Genomic DNA, 17100 nt, shown 5'->3' with positions numbered 1-17100 from the left:
CGCAGTCGGAGCCGGTGCGGCAATCGATTATTCGGTGTCCGCGGAGTGATCATGCCGCACCCCGGACGATCGGTGTGTTGTCATCGAGGTGCGACTGGTTTCTCCGGGCGGCGCGCCGGCCGGGGACAGTGCGCGGGCGGTGCGAGCCGTCCGGGCGCGAGAGGGAACCCGGTGGGAATCCGGGACTGTCCCGCAGCGGTGAATGGGAACGACCGCCGTCATCGGCACTGGGTGCGAGCCCGGGAAGCGACGGCCAGTAGGAATCCTGCCCATGGCAGGGACGCCCGTGAGTCCGAAGACCTGCCAGCCGTGCCGGGTCCCGAGCGACCCGGCGGCCGACCGCCTCGTGGACCGGGCGTGCGCCGACCAGAACGGCCGTTGCCGAGACGTGCGCCGGCCGCCGCTGGCGTGCGCCCGCGACGAGGCGGCATGACAGCGACGACCGGAGACATCGATGACCGACAACCACAAGATTGGCGCCTTTCGCGCGACCGTCGCCGGGCTGCCCCGGATCGGGCCGCGCCGCGAACTGAAGCGGGCGCTGGAGGCCTACTGGGCGGGCAAGGCCGACGCCGACCTGCTCGCCGGAGTTTCCCGCGATCTGCGCCGCGCCGCCTGGCGCGGGTTGCTGGACGGCGGAGTGGATGCGCTGCCCACGAACACGTTCTCCTACTACGACCAGATGCTCGACACCGCGGCGCTGCTGGGGGCGTTGCCGCGACGGTACGCCGCGATCGATGATGATCGCGATCGCTACTTCGCCGCCGCCCGGGGCACTGACCGGCTGGCGCCGCTGGAGATGACCAAGTGGTTCGACACCAACTACCACTACCTGGTGCCCGAGATCGCCGACGACACCGATTTCGCGCTGCATCCCGAGGCGGTGCTGGACGATCTGGCACTCGCGCGCACCGTCGCCGGGGACCGGTCCGGCGTGTCGCTGCGTCCCGTGATCATCGGTCCGGCGACCTTCCTGTCGCTGGCCAAGCCCGCCCCGGGATCGGCCGACCCGTGGACGCGCCTGGCAGAGCTGGTCGACCTCCATGCCGAGCTGTTGCCCAAGCTGGCCGCCGCCGGCGCGTCCTGGGTGCAGTTCGACGAACCGGTCCTCGCGACCGATCTGAGCGCGGGAAGGATCGACGAGATCACGGCCGCGTACCGCCGGCTCGCGGCCGTTGCCGACCGTCCCGCGATCATGGTCCAGAGCTATTTCGGCGACCCCGGTCCCGCGCTCGGGCCGCTTGCCGCGAGCGGCATCGACGGGGTCGGGCTGGACCTGGTCGCGGGCGGCGTACCCGATGGTGTCGATCTGTCCGGGTTGACCGTGGCGGCGGGCGTGATCGACGGCCGCAATGTCTGGCGCACGGACCTGGATGCCGCCATCGCCACGCTGCACGAGCTGGCGGCACGATCCGGCTCGCTCGCCGTCTCCACCTCCTGTTCGCTGCTGCACGTGCCCTACGGCCTCGACGGTGAGGACGCGCTCGACCCCGCCGTGCGGGAGTGGCTCGCCTTCGGCGCCGAGAAGATCGACGAGGTCGGAACCCTCGCGCGGGCGCTGGCCGACGGCCCGCACGCGGTCGCGCCCCGGTTGGCCGAAGCCCGGCGCGCTGCGGAGCGCCGGTCGGCCGATCCGCGGGTCCGGCGCCCGGAGGTGCGCGAGCGCGTCGCCGCCGCCCGCGCGGGCCGCACCGGACGCAGCGATGCCGCCGAACGCGCGCGCGTCCAGGCCGAACGGCTCGACCTTCCCGCGCTGCCCACCACGACGATCGGGTCCTTCCCGCAGACGCCGCAGATCCGGCGCGCGCGGGCCGAGTACCGCGCCGGGCGGCTCGATCACGACGCCTATGCCCGGGTGATGCGCGGGCACATCGCCGAGGTGATCGAGCTGCAGTCCGGGCTCGGGCTCGACGTGCTGGTGCACGGCGAACCGGAGCGCAACGACATGGTGCAGTACTTCGGCGAGCTGCTCGACGGCTTCGCCATCACGGCGAACGGCTGGGTGCAGTCCTACGGCAGCCGTTGCGTGCGACCGCCGATCCTGTGGGGCGACGTGTCGCGGCCGGCACCGATGACGGTGGAGTGGATCGGGTACGCCCAGTCGCTCACCGACCGGCCCGTCAAGGGCATGCTGACGGGCCCGGTGACGATCCTTGCCTGGTCGTTCGTCCGCGATGATCAACTCCTCGCCGAGGTCGCCGACCAGGTCGCGGTGGCGATCCGCGAGGAGTGCGCGGACCTGGAGGCCGCCGGCACGGTGATCATCCAGGTCGACGAGCCGGCACTGCGCGAGCTGTTGCCGCTGCGCCGGTCCGAGCAGCCGGCCTACCTCGACTGGGCGGTCGGGGCGTTCCGGCTGGCGACCTCCGGGGTGGCCGATGCGACCCAGATCCACACCCATCTGTGCTACTCGGAGTTCGGCGAGGTGATCGAGGCGATCGACGGCCTCGATGCCGACGTGACCTCCGTCGAAGCGGCGCGCTCGGGCATGGAGGTGCTCGGGGATCTGGCCGGTTCGGGCTTCGGGCGGGCGGTCGGGCCGGGCGTCTACGACATCCACTCGCCCCGCGTACCGGAGACGGCCGAGATGACCACGCTGCTGCACCGCGCGTTGGACGTCCTGCCCGCCGAGCGGTTGTGGGTGAACCCGGATTGCGGGCTGAAGACCCGTGGCGAGGCGGAGGTACGCCGCGCGCTGACGAATCTGGTCGCGGCGGCCCGGGAGGTCCGGGCGCGGTGACCGGGCATCGCGAGGCGTTGACCGCGGCCCCGCGGGAGCGGATCGGCCGCATCTGGCGGAGGATAGGGGATTCGAACCCCTGAGGGCGTTAACCCAACCCGCTTTCCAAGCGAGCGCCATAGGCCACTAGGCGAATCCTCCGCCGGGCAGGATAGCCGAGGCGGCCCGGCGGACGCGAACCCGAGGCGGGGAGGCCGAGCCCCGGGCGTTCCCGGATGCCGATGAGCCCGCGGCACGGCAGGATCGCAGACAGCCAGCCGATCGCCGCCCCAGGAGAGCCGATGTCCCGACCGCCCGCCGCCGCGGGGCCCGCCCGTTCGACGCCCGTCGCCGAGCGCGCACTCGCGCCGGACCTGGCCCGCGGGGCGATGCTGCTGCTGATCGCGCTGGCGAACACGCCGTGGTTCCTCTACGCGACGCGGCCGGGCGCCGTTCAGATGCATCCGACACCGGGCAGTGTCGCGGACTCGATCGTCCAGGCGGTGATCATCACGACGACCGACGGCCGGGCGTACCCGATGTTCGCGTTCCTGTTCGCCTACGGCATCGGCCAGCTCTACGCCCGGCAGACCGCCTCCGGCACGCCGCCGAAGCAGGCCCGCCGCCTGCTGCGCGTCCGGCACCTGTGGATGATCGTCATCGGCGCGGCGCACGCCCTCCTGCTCTGGGCGGGCGACATCATCGGCGTCTACGGCCTCGTCGGGCTGGTCCTGGTGCCGCTGTTCTTCGGGCGCAAGGACGCCACGATCAAGGTCTGGTTGATCATCTTGTTCGTCTTCGGCGCGATCATGAGCGTGCTGTCGCTGCTCAGTGGGGCATTCGCCCCGGCCGGGGCCGGGCCCTCGGGCAATCCGATGGCCGAGGCGCGGATCGGGATCAGCGACCCGGACTATCTCAGCTCGGCGCTCGCTCGGATCACGGGCTATGTGTTCACCCTCCCGATGATGGGCTTCTTGTTGTTGTCGATCCCGACCGCGTTCCTGTGCGGGATCCTCGCCTCCCGGCACCGGATCCTGGACGAGCCCGGGCGGCACCTGCCGCTGCTGCGCCGGGTCGCCGTGATCGGGGTCGGCGTCGGCTGGCTCGGCGGCGCCGCGACGGCGGCCGAGCACCTCGGCGGTCCGAGCGTGGCGCATGGCTGGGCATACTTCGTGCCGCAGTTCTACACGGGCGTCTTCGCCGGAATCGGGTACGCCGCGGCGTTCGGGCTGGCCGCCCACGCGATCGCCCGGCGCCGCCGGCCCGCAGGCGCTCCCGTCGTGGCAATGGTGGCGCTCGGCCGACGCTCACTCAGCGGCTACCTCGCCCAGTCGATCATGTTCGCACCGCTGCTCTCGGCCTGGGGTCTCGGCCTCGGCGCGCGCCTCTCCAGTTGGTCGATGGCGTTCGTCGCCATCGCCGGCTGGCTGGTCACGCTGGGGCTGGCGTACCTGACGGAGCGAGCCGGGCTGCGCGGCCCGGCCGAAGTCGGGCTCCGGCGGCTCGTCTATCGGCCGCGGCGCCGAGTGGAAGCCGGCGCACCGAGCGCCTAGACTGCTCCGAAGGTCCCCCGTGTGGCGTCACCTCGCCCAATCCCCCAGGGCCGGAAGGCAGCAAGGGTCAGTGAGCTCTGTCGGGTGCGCGGGGGGCCCCTTATTTTTCCGACCTCCCGCCGCGGCCTGACCGGGGCCGCGCGGATGTAACCCCGTCGTCGCCGGGAGTTTCCCTGTCAAAGGTTCGATGGCTTCAGCCGTCGTCCCACCTGCCAAGGAGGCCCCCCATGTCCGATGACATTCTCCCGCCCGGTTCCCCGCTCACCGTCGGCCGCCGCGGCCTGCTCGTCGCCGGTGGTCTCGGCGCCCTCGGCGCGGCCGCCATCGCCGGCGCCACGCCGGCCGAGGCCGCACCGGTCGATCTCGGTCCCTCGACCACTCGTGCCGGCAAGAAGCTCCAGTTCTCCGGTGGCAAGTTCAAGATCATCCAGTTCAACGACACCCAGGATGATCATCTGACCGACAAGCGCACCGTGCAGACGATGGAGCGCATCATCGACGATGAGCATCCCGACTTCGTGGTGATCAACGGTGATGTGATCACCGGCGGCCCGCGCTCGCTCTACCAGGTCAAGCAGGCCTTGAACAATGTCGTGCTGCCGATGGAGTCCCGGCGGATTCCCTGGGCCGTCACCTTCGGTAACCACGACGAGGACTCCTTCAGCGCATCCGGTGTCGACGAGGCGGAGATGCTCGACTTCTACCGCAGCTATGACTACAACCTGAACGGCCCGAACATCGACGGCCTCACCGGTACCTCGAACACGCATCTGATCATCGAATCCGGTCAGGGTGGTGCACCGGCGTACGGCATCTGGTTGATCGATTCCGGCCGCTACGCGCCGGGTCGGATCGCCGGGCAGGACTTCACCGGCTACCCGACCTGGGACTGGGTCCGGATGGATCAGGTGGCCTGGTACCGCGACGAGTCCACGCGGGTGGAGCAAGAGCTCGGCCGCAAGCTCCGCGGCCTGCTCTTCCAGCACATCGCGCTCTGGGAGCACCGCTTCATGTGGTGGGGCGGCGTGGACACCCGCGGATCCGGCGCCGCCGCGCGCGGCAAGTCGCGGCACGGCATCGTCGGCGAGCGCAACGAGGACGAGTGCCCGGGCCCGTTCAACTCCGGCCTGTTCAGCGCCATCCTGGAGCGCGGCGACGTGGACGGCGTCTTCGTCGGCCATGATCACGTCAACAGCTACCTCGGCAACTACTACGGGGTACGCCTCGGCTACTCGCCGGGCACCGGCTTCGGCACCTACGGCCTGTCCGGCTCCGACCGGAACCGCCTGCGCGGCGGCCGCGTCTTCGACATCACCGAGGACGACGGGGACACCTCCTGGACGTCCGAGGTGCGCTTCGCGAGCGAGTTCGGCATCGACCTGACCGCCAACGACCAGCCGATGCCGGCATTCCTGCTGCCCGAGGAGATCGGTTCGGGCAAGGTCGGCGTCCAGGTGCGGCTGGCCCGGCCCGAGGCCCGCCCGGGGGACAAGGTGACCGTGCGCTCCCTGATCACCGGAGCCGGCAACAACGCGACCGGCTGGGTCGTGGTGTTCGTGGACGGCGTTCCGCAGACTCGGATCGACCTGGCCAAGGGCCGCGCGGATCTCGAGATCACCGTGCCCGACGATGCCAGCGGTGAGCTGGGGATCGAGGTCGCCTACGGCGGCGACAAGGCCAGTGCCGCCACGACCGGCACGGCGCGGCTGCGGGTGCGCTGAGGCGCCGGGTGGGGGTGCGTCTCGGCGTACCCCCGTCCGGTCCGGCCGGTCGGGCGGATCGGTGGTCGGTGTCGGTGGCGCCGACTAGGGTTGCCGGGTGAGCGAGGACGAGTTCGACGAGGGCCGTTTCGGCGAGGATCCGCCCGCGTCCTTCGAACAGGCGCCCTTCGAGCAGGCGCCCTTCGAGCAGGAGGAGGCGCTCTGGGGCGATGCGCCCGCGGCACCCGCTCCGGCGGCCGCCGGTCAGCAGGCGAGCGAACCGCCGCCGGATGCGCCGCTCGCGCTCTACCGGCGGTATCGCCCGGACACCTTCGCCGAGGTGATCGGTCAGGACCATGTCACCGCACCGCTGCAGCGCGCGCTGGCCAACAACCGGGTCAACCACGCCTACCTGTTCTCCGGGCCGCGCGGCTGCGGCAAGACCACCTCGGCCCGGATTCTCGCCCGCGCCCTGAACTGCGAGAAGGGCCCCGCGCCGGAGCCGTGCGGGGTGTGTCGATCGTGCCGGGACCTGGCCCGCGGCGGGCCGGGCTCGATCGATGTGATCGAGATCGACGCGGCGAGCCACGGCGGCGTCGACGACGCCCGCGACCTGCGCGAGCGGGCGTTCTTCGCGCCGGTGCAGAGCCGCTACAAGATCTACATCGTCGACGAGGCCCACATGGTCACCACGGCGGGTTTCAATGCCTTGCTGAAGCTGGTCGAGGAGCCGCCGCCGCACGTCAAGTTCATCTTCGCCACGACCGAGCCGGACAAGGTGATCGGGACGATCCGTTCGCGTACCCATCACTATCCGTTCCGGCTGGTGCCGCCCAAGACGCTGAGCGCCTATCTGGCGAGGCTGTGCGAGGCCGAGGGAATCGCCGTCGACAGCACCGTGTTGCCGCTGGTGGTGCGCGCGGGCGCCGGATCCGTGCGCGACTCGCTCTCGGTTCTTGATCAACTTCTGGGCGGCGCGGAGGATTCCGGAGTCTCGTACGCCCAGGCGACCGCGCTGCTCGGGTACACGCCGGATTCGCTCCTGGACGAGATCGTCGACGCCTTCGCCGCCGGCGACGGCGGGGCGGTCTTCGCCGGGGTGGACAAGATCATCGAGGTCGGCCAGGACCCGCGCCGGTTCGCCGAGGACCTGCTCCGCCGGCTGCGCGACCTGCTGGTGGTGGCGCAGGTGCCCGACGCGGTGGCCAGCGGGCTGATCGATGTCGCCGGCGACCAGGCCGAGCGGCTGCGGTCCCAGGCCGCCGCCCTCGGGCCGGGAGAGCTGACCCGCGGTGCCGAGGTGATCGCCCGCGGACTGACCGACATGCGTGGGACGACCGCGCCGCGCCTGCACCTGGAGCTGATGTGCTCGCGGATCCTGCTCCCCGGGGCCGATGTCGACGACCGCGGCCTGCATGCCCGCCTGGACCGCCTGGAGCGCCGGATCGGGATGGACGCGGGACGCAGGAGCGAGCCGCAGACCGCGGCGCCGTCGGGTGCCGAGAATGCCCGTCCGGCCGGCGCGCCCGAGCCCGGCTCCGTCGAGACCCCGCCGACCGAGGACGCCGGCCGGGTCAACGAGGCGTCACCGCCCCCGGCCGAGGCCCCGGCGCCGCGCGCGGCGGAGCCCCCGGCCGAGACCCCGGCACCGCCCGCGGCGAAGACCCCCGAGCCGCCCCCGGCCGAAGAGACACCACCGGCACAGCCGGGCGCGCTGAACACGGCGGAGGTACGCCGGTTGTGGCCGGACGTGCTCGAAGAGGTCAAGCGCCTGCATCGGTTCACCTGGATCCTGGTCAGCCAGAACGCGCAGGTGGCGGAGGTGCTGGACGGCACCCTGACCCTGGCGATGCCGAATGCCGGCGCCCGGGAGAGCTTCGGGCGCGGCCGCGGCGAGGACGTGCTCCGGGAGGCGCTGGTCGCCGCGCTCGGCGTCGACCTGCGGATCACCACCATGGTCGACTCGTCCGCGGCCCCGGCCAAGGGCGGCGCGTCGCGCCCCGCATCGCGGCCGGCCCCGCCCGAGCGGCCGGCGCCGTCGGCCGACCAGGCCCCGCCCCCGCGGCAACCCTCCGCCCGCGAGTCCAGCGCCCCGCCCGGCGGCGGTTGGCAGGGCCCGCCGCCCCAGGGCGAGCCCCCGCCGCCCGACGACGACCCCTGGCGAGCCGCCCCGCCGACCAGCGATCGCTCCGCCGCGGCCCGGGAGCGGATCCGCCCCACCCGCGCGGGCGGCGTAGCGTCGGCCGACCAGCCCGAGGAGGAGCCCGAGCCGGGCGAATCCGATCCGGTCGAGGACGCGGGCGCCTCGCACAGCGAGCTGTTGTCCAAGCACCTCGGCGCCGAGCTGATCGCGGAGGAGCCCGTCGAGCGCTGACCGGCGTACCCGATGCGTTCCCGCGAGAACGCGCCGGGCGCTGGCTACGCTGGCCCGGTACGCACACCCGGGGACGCCGACAAGGTTCCCGATCCGAGAGGACTGAGATGTTCGGAGAAGGCGCAGACATGCAGGGCCTGCTGGCCCAGGCCCAGGCGATGCAACAACAGCTCGCGCAGGCGCAGGAGGAGCTGGCGAGCGCCGAGGTCACCGGGTCCGCGGGTGGCGATCTCGTCACCGTCACCCTGACCGGCACCGGAGAGATGACCGCGATCGACATCAAGCCCGAGGCCGCCGATCCCGAGGACACCGAGTCGCTCGGCGACCTGATCATCGCCGCCTATCGCGACGCGCAGGCCAAGACCCAGCAGCTTGCCGAGGAGAAGCTCGGCCCGGTGGCCGGCGGTCTCGGCGGGGGCCCCGCCGGCGGCGGACCAGCCGGCGGCGGGCCGTTCGGTGGCGGCCTGCCCGGCCTGCCCGGCTGAGCCCGCCAGTCCGGGTCGCGCGCGGCGTACCGGCAGTGTTGGTCGCCGCGGCTAGGCTGAGCCGGCGGCGAAGGGAGGCACTGCGTTGTACGAGGGACCCGTTCAGGACCTGATCGACGAGCTCGGGCGGCTGCCCGGCGTCGGGCCGAAGAGCGCCCAGCGGATCGCCTTCCATATCCTCGCCGCCGACCCCGACGACATCGCCCGGCTGGCCGACACCCTGAACAAGGTGCGCAGCAGCGTCCGCTACTGCGAGGTCTGCTTCAACGTCGCCGAGGGCGAGCGTTGCCGGGTCTGCCGTGATCCGAAGCGCGACCGCACGGTGATCTGCGTGGTCGAGGAGTCCAAGGACGTCGTCGCGATCGAGCGGACCCGGGAGTTCCGCGGCACCTACCACGTGCTCGGCGGCGCGATCTCGCCGATCGACGGCATCGGCCCCGGCGACCTGCACGTCCGCGAGCTCTGCCAGCGCCTCGCCGACGGCACCGTCACCGAGGTCATCCTCGCCACCGACCCGAATCTCGAGGGCGAGGCCACCGCCAGCTATCTCAGCCGGCTGCTGCTGCCGATGGGCGTGCAGGTCGCCCGACTGGCCAGCGGGCTTCCCGTGGGCGGCGATCTGGAGTACGCCGACGAGGTCACCCTCGGGCGGGCCTTCGAGGGCCGCCGCTACGTCGAGGTCTGATCGGTAGCCGCCCGCCGGTCGGGAAATTCCCACTAGAGTCACCCGGGACGCCCTGGGAGGACTGATGGCACGACGTGGTGAGACCTCGACCCTGAAGACGATCGGCCGCTGGTCGGCCACGCTGACCCCGGTGATCGTGCTGATCGCCGCCGGCATCGGCCTGGCCTCGCCGGCCACCTTCTCCGGCTGGTCGCCGGCCATCCCGTGGCTGCTCGCGCTGATCATGCTCGGCATGGGCATGACCTTGCGCGGCTCCGATTTCGCCATCGTCGCCAAGCGCCCCTGGGCGCTCGCCGTCGGGGTGGTCGCCCAGTATGTGATCATGCCCGGCGTCGCCTGGTTGATCACGGTGGTGCTGCGGCTCGATCCGATGCTGGCGATCGGCGTCATCCTGGTCGGCTGCTGCCCGGGCGGAACGGCGTCCAACGTGATCACCTACCTCGCCAAGGGCGATGTCGCGCTGTCGGTCGCGATGACCACGTTCTCCACGCTGCTCGCCCCGATCCTGACCCCGCTGCTGGTGCTGCTGCTCGGCGGCAGCTATCTCCCGGTCAATGCGCCCGCGCTGCTGATCTCGATCGTCCAGGTCGTGCTCGTGCCGGTGCTGCTCGGCCTGGTGCTGCGCCGGCTGCTACCGGGGGTGGTCGACGCGATCGCCCCGATCCTGCCGCTGATCTCGGTGCTCGGCATCGCGACCGCGGTGCTGATCATCGTCGCCGGCTCGGCGTCGCGGATCCTCACCGTGGCCGGCGTGGTGCTGATCGCGGTGATCGTGCACAACCTGCTCGGCTACCTGCTGGGCTACGGCGCGGCCAAGATCACCGGCCTGGATGTGGCGGCCCGGCGTACCGTCGCGATCGAGGTGGGCCTGCAGAACTCCGGCCTCGCCGTCACCCTGGCCGCGCAGCACTTCAACCCGATCGCGGCCCTGCCCGGCGCGATCTTCTCCGTCTGGCACAACCTGTCCGGCTCGGCGCTCGCCGCCTACTGGTCGCGGCGGCCGACCGGGGATCCGGAGCCGGCGAAGTCCGCGGCGGGCACGTAGACCCGCGGCTCCTCGGCGTACCACTCGTCGAAGCGGGCCAGCGCCGTCGCGCTCGGCCCGTCGGCCGGCGTCATCGGGGTGAACCGGACGCCGGGCGCGCCGTCGAGCCACATCCCACCGAACTTCAGCCGCAGCACGCCCGCCCGCGGGTGATCGATGGTCTTGGTGTGCGGTCCGTTGCGCATCACATCGCGCAACGACCACAGCTCGCGGAACTCGGCGGACTCCCGGCCGAGCCGGCCGATCAGTTCCTGCCAGAGCGGGTCCTCCAGGTGCTTGGCCTGGCTGGAGCGCAGTCGGCTCGCGACGCGGCGGCGTACCTGGTGAATCTCTGCACCGTAGGCGGCCGCCCATTCGGGATCCAGGAAACAGTGCACGAGGCAGTTCGACTCGCCCGACGCGGCGAAGTCGCCGATCAGGAACCGGTAGCTGCGGTTGTAGGCGAGCACGTCGAAGCGCGCGGTCTGGAAGCACGCGGGAAACGGCAGCAACTGGTCCAGCAGCGCGAGATGCTCGGCGGTGATGGTCTCGGACAACTGCGAGGCCGGCGGGGCCGGAATCCCGGCCAGGGTGAACAGATGCCGGGTCTCGTCCGGATTCAGCAGCAGCGACTGCGCGATCGCGCCGAGCACCTGAGCCGAGGGATTGATGTCGCGCCCCTGCTCCAGCCACGTGTACCAGGTCACGCCCACCCCGGCGAGCTGCGCGACCTCCTCCCGGCGCAGCCCCGGCGTGCGCCGCCGCCCACCCGCCGGTAGCTTCACATCGGTCGGCTGCAGCCGTTCGCGGCGGCTGCGCAGGAACGATCCGAGCTCGTGATGGCGCGTCAGCGTGGGCATGGGCCCATCCTGCCTTCCGGCGCGGGGTCGAGTCTGGTGGTCTCAATACCAGGATGAACGCCGTCTGGTAACTGGATACCGCCGGGAGGATGCTCGAATACATGACCGAACAGGGTGTGACGGAGCGGGTGGACAATCGGCGGGTGAGGATCAGTAGCGGCGACGGGCTGCGCCCGTGGGGGATCGCGGCGATCCTGATCGGCATCTTCTCCTCGACCTATGTGTTCAGCTCGATGAACGTCGCCCTCCCCCAACTGGCCGCGGAGCTGGGCGCCGATCCCGGTCAACTGAAACTGATCATGGGCGGGTACGCCACGGCGCTCGCGGTCTTCGTGATCCCGGCGGGGCGACTCGGCGACCGCTACGGGCGGCGCCGGCTGGTGATCATCGGGTACGCCGCGACACTGCTGGTGGCGATCCTGGCGGGCCTCGCCCCCGGGCCGTGGACGTTGATCGGGCTGCGCATCCTGCTCGGCGCGACGGTCGCCCTGTACCTGCCGCAACTGCTCAGCATCATCCAGGTGTCGACTAACGGCGTCGCGCGGGTGCGGCTGGTGTCGGCCTATGCCGGCGCCGGCGGCCTCGGTACCGCCGCCGGCCAGGTGCTCGGCGGGGCCTTGCTGCAGGCGAACCTGTTCGGCACGAGCTGGCGCCCACTGCTCTGGGTCCTCGGGCTGCTCGGGGCGATCGCGCTGTTCGGCGCGATCACGCTGCCGAGCTCGCGCTCGCCGCAGGCGGCCGCCAATGATCACCCCGGCACGATCGCCCTGGGTCTGCTGATCGCCTGCTTCCTGGTCCCGGTGAGCCTCGGCCCGACCGCCGGCTGGCCGATCTGGATGATCATTGCGCTGATCGCCGTGCTTCCCCTCGGAGCGATGTTCTGGCGCCTGGAACGCCGGCTCGAGCGACGAGGCGGCGTACCGCTGGTGCCGCCGAGCGTGCTCGCCGAACCCGCCGTCGCCCGCGGACTGGTCATCGCATTGCTGTTCTTCGGGGCGTTCTCGGCGTTCATGTACGAGTACGCGCTGATCAGCCAGGGGCAGTGGCATGCCAGCCCGATGCGGTCCGGCCTCTCGCTGGTGCCGTTCGCGCTGGCCTTCGTGGTGGGCTCGCTGGTCGTCGGGCGGGTCCGGATCTGGCTCGGCAGCAACCCGAACGTGATGATCGTCGGCACCATCGCCCAGATCGTCGCGCTGCTGGCCCTGATCGTTCTGATCGGTGGCTCCGCGGCCGAGCCGAGCCCGTGGCTGCTGCAGCCGCTCCTGGTGCTGCTCGGCCTGGCGCAGGCCTGGCAGTACGGCCCGCTGGTGGCGACGGTGATGGATGGCGTACCGCTGGCGGTGGCGGGCCTGACCGGCGGGCTCTTCGCGACCGCGCAGCAGGCTGCCCTGGGCCTCGGGGTGGCGGTCTACGGTGCCCTCCTGACCGGATTGCAGACCGCCGGTCTCACCCCGGCGCAGGCGATGGCCGGCTGTCTGGCCGTCAACGTGGTGAGCGCGCTGGTGGTGCTCGGGATCGTTCGCTCCCTGCGTCGGGTCGCGCCGGCCTGAGCCCGGCGCCTGCCGGCGCGCCCGGGCTTGCGTGATCGTCTAGACTCGCCTGCGTCGCACGGCGCGGATGGGGCCATCACCCCGGAGCTGCCGGAAGAACCGCCGCCCCGATCCGGGGGCGAGCCAACTAGACCCGGCCGCGGCACGAAGCAAGAGGGCGGCGTACGCCGTCAAGAAGGGTGGTACCGCGGCCCGGACACACGTCCCGGCGTCGTCCCTTCACCAGGTTGACGACCGAGGACCACCCGATGACCGCCGCCGCGCAGCCCTCCCGTAGCTATGCCGCCGTGCCCGCCCAGATCGACCTCCCGGCGATGGAGCACGAGATCTTGGAGCTGTGGGATTCCCAGGACACGTTCGCGAAGTCGCTGGAGCGTACCCGCGACGGCGAGCACTGGACGTTCTACGAGGGGCCGCCGACGGCGAACGGGATGCCGGGTACGCACCACATCGAGGCGCGGGTCTTCAAGGACGTGTTCCCGCGATTCCGGACCATGCAGGGATTCCGGGTCGATCGCAAGGCCGGCTGGGACTGCCACGGGCTGCCCGTCGAGCTGGCCGTGGAGCGCGAGCTCGGCCTGAACGGCAAGCCCGACATCGAGGCCTTCGGGGTCGAGGCGTTCAACGAGCGCTGCCGGGCATCGGTCCAGCGCCACGTCGACGCCTTCGCCGAGCTCACCGAGCGGATGGGCTACTGGGTCAACATGGACGACGCGTACTGGACGATGGACCCGTCCTATGTGCAGTCGGTGTGGTGGGCGCTGAAGCAGATCTTCGAGGCCGGGCTGCTCACCGAGGACTTCCGGGTGACGCCCTACTGTCCGCGCTGCGGTACCGGGCTCAGTGATCATGAGCTGGCGCAGGGCTACGAGACGATCATCGACCCGTCGGTCTATGTCCGGCTGCCGCTGACCTCCGGCCCGTATGCCGGGGAGGCCGACCTGCTGATCTGGACCACCACCCCGTGGACGCTGCCGTCGAATGCGCTGGTCGCGGTCAAGGACGACGTCACCTACACCGTCGCGAGCAAGGACGGTGAGAAGCCGGTCGTGGTCGCGGAATCCCTGCTGGGGCAGGCGTTGGGGGAGGGGTGGAGTGCCGGACCGACGTTCACGGGGGCGGAGATGGTCGGTTGGGACTACCAGCGCCCGTTCGACATCGTCGAGTGGACCGGCAAGGGTCACTTCGTCGTCACCGAGGACTACGTCACCACCGACGACGGCACCGGACTGGTGCACCAGGCCACCGTCTTCGGCGCCGACGACATGGAGTCGGTACGCCGCAACGGCGTCGAGTTGATCAACCCGATCGACGAGCGCGGCCGCTTCCTGGACGGTATCCCGCTGGTCGGCGGGACCTACTTCCGGCAGGCCAACCAGCCGTTGATGGACGACCTCGGCTCGCGTGGGTTGCTGTTCCGGCATCTGGAGTACGAGCACTCCTACCCGCACTGCTGGCGCTGCCACAGCGCGCTGATGTACTACGCGCTGCCGTCGTGGTACATCCGGACGACCAAGATCAAGGATGAGTTGCTCCGGGAGAACGAGGCGACCAACTGGCACCCGGAGAACGTCAAGTGGGGCCGCTACGGCGACTGGCTGCGCGGCAATGTCGACTGGGCCCTGTCGCGGCGGCGTTACTGGGGTACGCCGCTGCCGATCTGGCGCAATGACGCCGATCCGACGAAGATCATCGCCGTCGGGTCGCTGGCCGAGTTGGGCGAGCTGGCCGGTCGTGATCTTGACGAGCTGGATCCGCACCGGCCGTTCGTGGACGACATCACCTTCACCCGGCCGGGCGAGGAGGGCACCTATCGCCGCGTACCGGAAGTGATCGATGCCTGGTTCGACTCCGGCTCGATGCCCTTTGCCCAGTGGGGATTCCCGCATGCGGAGGGTTCGGAGCAGGAGTTCGACGGCCACTACCCGGCCGACTTCATCTCCGAGGCGATCGACCAGACCCGCGGCTGGTTCTACACGCTGATGGCGGTCGGCACGCTGGTCTTCGACCGCAACAGCTACCGCAACGTGGTGTGCCTGGGCCACATCCTGGCCGAGGACGGGCGGAAGATGTCGAAGCATCTCGGCAACATCCTGGAGCCGATCCCGCTGATGGACCGGCACGGCGCAGACGCGGTGCGCTGGTTCATGGCGGCCGCCGGGTCGCCGTGGTTGGCGCGGCGGGTGGGCGACAAGACGATCACCGAGACCGTCCGCAAGGTGTTGCTGACCTACTGGAACACCGTCGCCTTCCAGGCCCTGTACGCCCGAGCTGCGGGCTGGTCCCCGGCGGAGGGGGATTCCGGCGACAGTGATCACGTGCTCGACCGCTGGCTGCGTTCGGCGACCAACGTGTTGGTGCGCGAGGTGACCGCGGCGTACGAGAGCTTCGACACCCAGCGGATCGGGCAGTTGTTGACGCAGTTCGTCGACGAGCTGTCGAACTGGTACGTGCGGCGCTCCCGGCGTCGGTTCTGGGAGGGCAATCCCGCCGCGCTGCAGACGCTGCACGACACGCTGCACGTGCTGACCCGGTTGATGGCACCGCTGGTGCCGTTCATCACCGAGCGGGTGTGGCAGGACCTCTTCCGGGCCTCGGATCCGGACGGCCCGGAGTCGGTGCATCTGGCCGACTGGCCGCTGCTCGATGCCGAGCTGGTCGACGACGATCTCGACTCGGCGATGGATCTCACCCGGCGGCTGGTCGAGCTGGGCCGGGCCGCGCGCGCGGATGCGCAGGTCAAGATCAGGCAGCCGCTGCGCCGCGCGCTGGTGCCCAGCCGGGCGTACGCCACCCTGACCGACGAGCTGCGCGCCGAGATCGCCGCGGAACTCAATCTCGGCACCGTCGAGCCGTTCTCGGGCGCCGGCGATCTTGTCGATCACGAGGCCAAGGGCAATTTCCGGGCGCTGGGCAAGCGGTTCGGCAAGCAGACCCCGCAGGTCGCCGCGGCGATCGCGGCCGCCGACGCGGCGGCGCTGGCCGATGCGCTGGCGGCCGGCGGCAAGGCGGTGATCGACTTCGGTGGGGAGAGCGTCGAGGTCGGGCCGGACGAGGTGATCATCGCCGAGCGGCCGCGCGAGGGCTGGTCGGTGGTCAACGAGCAGGGCGAGACGATCGCGCTCGACCTAGCGCTGACCCCGGAGCTGATCCGGGCGGGCCGGGCGCGCGATGTGGTCCGGTTCGTCCAGGAGTCGCGCAAGAACGCCGGCCTGGATGTCTCCGACCGGATCGCGCTGACCTGGTCGACGCAGGACGCCGAGCTGGCCGAGGCGGTACGCGAGCACGCCGCCTTGATCGCCGACGAGGTGCTGGCGGTCGAGATGACCGAGGCCGATCCGGGCGCCGCCGCCGTCCGCGACGCCGATCTGGGACTCGCGGTCGGCATCGCCAAGGCCTGATCGGGTTCGGCTCCTCGGGGAACCGCGCCCGGCCCGGGTCCGCTCTGCTGCCGTGCCTCCCTTGCCGCTCACCCAACACCTGCTCGCTCACCCAACACCTGCTCGGTGCCCCAACACCTATAGCTGTTGGGTGGGCGAGCAGGTGTTGGGTGGTGGGCCAGTAGCTGTTGGGTGGCTGGTCAGTGTTGGGTGGCTGGTGGGTAGGTGTTGGGTGGCTGGTGGGTAGGTGTTGGGTGGCTGGTGGGTAGGTGTTGGGTGGCTGGTGGGTAGGTGTTGGGTGGCTGGTGGGTAGGTGTTGGTGGCTGGCGAGTAGGTGTTGGGTGGGCGCGGGCGGGCAGGGCCAGGCACGGGTCACGGGGTGAGGCGCCACGGCGAGCAGCGGGTGCGACCGTTGGGCGGGGTTGGCGTGGCAGGCGCTGTCGGCCCCGGGTGGCGCACCGTCCTGACTCTCGCAGTTCCCGCCACGCCGACGGATCGCGTGGTGACGCGGCGAAATACGACACCGGCGTCGCCGAGAGTCACGCAGGTGCGGCGGCGCCTCGACTCAGCGCCGCATCGACGGCGTACCGGGTCCTTCGGGCCAGGGTCTCCGGGAGCCGTGCACGCCCCGCGCCGGCTCTGCGGCGGTGCCTCCCTCGCCGCTGACCCAACACCTGCGCGGTGACCCAACACCTATAGCTGTTGGGTGAGCGAGTAGGTGTTGGGTGGTGCGCCAGTAGCTGTTGGGTGAGCGAGCAAGTGTTGGGTGG

The 17100-nt window shown here is 71.2% G+C and carries 10 protein-coding genes, 1 tRNA gene, 1 other RNA gene and 1 riboswitch; of the genes, 10 read left to right on the top strand and 2 right to left on the bottom strand.

Features of this window, described 5'->3' with window-relative positions; all coding sequences use genetic code 11:
• Window positions 1–161: 161 nt before the first annotated feature.
• Window positions 162–302: riboswitch (cobalamin riboswitch) on the top strand.
• A gap of 152 nt (window positions 303–454) precedes the next feature.
• Window positions 455–2740: a 5-methyltetrahydropteroyltriglutamate--homocysteine S-methyltransferase gene (gene metE, locus ACXDC7_RS01385; protein ID WP_459220928.1), complete on the top strand. Its 2286-nt coding sequence runs from the start codon at window positions 455–457 to the stop codon at window positions 2738–2740.
• 53 nt (window positions 2741–2793) lie between these two features.
• Here metE and ACXDC7_RS01380 read toward each other — a convergent pair.
• Window positions 2794–2881 (bottom strand) — tRNA-Ser (locus ACXDC7_RS01380).
• A gap of 140 nt (window positions 2882–3021) precedes the next feature.
• Between ACXDC7_RS01380 and ACXDC7_RS01375 the strand changes: the two genes are divergently transcribed.
• The 7 genes from ACXDC7_RS01375 to ACXDC7_RS01345 all read left to right on the top strand — a co-directional run bounded on the left by ACXDC7_RS01375 (window position 3022) and on the right by ACXDC7_RS01345 (window position 10561).
• Window positions 3022–4272, top strand: a complete 1251-nt coding sequence (locus tag ACXDC7_RS01375) for a DUF418 domain-containing protein (RefSeq protein ID WP_459220927.1) — start codon at window positions 3022–3024, stop codon at window positions 4270–4272.
• 8 nt (window positions 4273–4280) lie between these two features.
• An RNA gene (gene ffs, locus ACXDC7_RS01370) (signal recognition particle sRNA small type) lies at window positions 4281–4376 on the top strand.
• Between the two features lie 123 nt (window positions 4377–4499).
• The gene (locus tag ACXDC7_RS01365) at window positions 4500–5993 is read left to right on the top strand and encodes a metallophosphoesterase family protein (protein WP_179445162.1); all 1494 of its coding nucleotides are present in this window, start codon (window positions 4500–4502) and stop codon (window positions 5991–5993) included.
• Between the two features lie 97 nt (window positions 5994–6090).
• Window positions 6091–8346, top strand: a complete 2256-nt coding sequence (locus ACXDC7_RS01360) for a DNA polymerase III subunit gamma and tau (RefSeq protein WP_179445163.1) — start codon at window positions 6091–6093, stop codon at window positions 8344–8346.
• Window positions 8347–8453: 107 nt separating this feature from the next.
• Window positions 8454–8831 (top strand): YbaB/EbfC family nucleoid-associated protein, encoded by a 378-nt coding sequence (locus ACXDC7_RS01355; protein ID WP_179445164.1) that lies wholly within the window; start codon window positions 8454–8456, stop codon window positions 8829–8831.
• Between the two features lie 85 nt (window positions 8832–8916).
• Window positions 8917–9516 (top strand): recombination mediator RecR, encoded by a 600-nt coding sequence (gene recR, locus ACXDC7_RS01350; RefSeq protein ID WP_179445165.1) that lies wholly within the window; start codon window positions 8917–8919, stop codon window positions 9514–9516.
• A gap of 64 nt (window positions 9517–9580) precedes the next feature.
• On the top strand, window positions 9581–10561 hold the full coding sequence (locus ACXDC7_RS01345) for a bile acid:sodium symporter family protein (RefSeq protein ID WP_179445166.1): 981 nt from the start codon (window positions 9581–9583) through the stop codon (window positions 10559–10561).
• Here the strand turns inward: ACXDC7_RS01345 and ACXDC7_RS01340 are convergent.
• Entirely contained in the window at window positions 10501–11400 is a 900-nt protein-coding gene (locus tag ACXDC7_RS01340; RefSeq protein ID WP_179445167.1) for a helix-turn-helix transcriptional regulator, read from the bottom strand. The genes ACXDC7_RS01345 and ACXDC7_RS01340 overlap by 61 nt on opposite strands.
• 143 nt (window positions 11401–11543) lie before the next feature.
• On the opposite strand from ACXDC7_RS01340, the gene ACXDC7_RS01335 reads away from it, so the two are divergent.
• Both ACXDC7_RS01335 and ileS read left to right on the top strand, forming a co-directional pair.
• On the top strand, window positions 11544–12950 hold the full coding sequence (locus ACXDC7_RS01335) for an MFS transporter (protein ID WP_179445168.1): 1407 nt from the start codon (window positions 11544–11546) through the stop codon (window positions 12948–12950).
• Between the two features lie 248 nt (window positions 12951–13198).
• Entirely contained in the window at window positions 13199–16351 is a 3153-nt protein-coding gene (gene ileS / locus ACXDC7_RS01330; RefSeq protein ID WP_459220926.1) for an isoleucine--tRNA ligase, read from the top strand.
• The last annotated feature ends 749 nt before the right edge of the window (window positions 16352–17100 follow it).

The sequence above is a fragment of the Naumannella huperziae genome, from assembly GCF_054073625.1.
Note: the sequence above shows the minus strand (reverse complement) of the source record. Positions and strands in the feature narration are given on the sequence as shown.

Coding starts and splice junctions, on each gene's coding strand:
- metE (WP_459220928.1), top strand. CDS start 455: ATGACCGACAACCACAAGATTGGCGCCTTTCGCGCGACCGTCGCCGGG.
- ACXDC7_RS01375 (WP_459220927.1), top strand. CDS start 3,022: ATGTCCCGACCGCCCGCCGCCGCGGGGCCCGCCCGTTCGACGCCCGTC.
- ACXDC7_RS01365 (WP_179445162.1), top strand. CDS start 4,500: ATGTCCGATGACATTCTCCCGCCCGGTTCCCCGCTCACCGTCGGCCGC.
- ACXDC7_RS01355 (WP_179445164.1), top strand. CDS start 8,454: ATGTTCGGAGAAGGCGCAGACATGCAGGGCCTGCTGGCCCAGGCCCAG.
- ACXDC7_RS01345 (WP_179445166.1), top strand. CDS start 9,581: ATGGCACGACGTGGTGAGACCTCGACCCTGAAGACGATCGGCCGCTGG.
- ACXDC7_RS01340 (WP_179445167.1), bottom strand. CDS start 11,400: ATGCCCACGCTGACGCGCCATCACGAGCTCGGATCGTTCCTGCGCAGC.
- ileS (WP_459220926.1), top strand. CDS start 13,199: ATGACCGCCGCCGCGCAGCCCTCCCGTAGCTATGCCGCCGTGCCCGCC.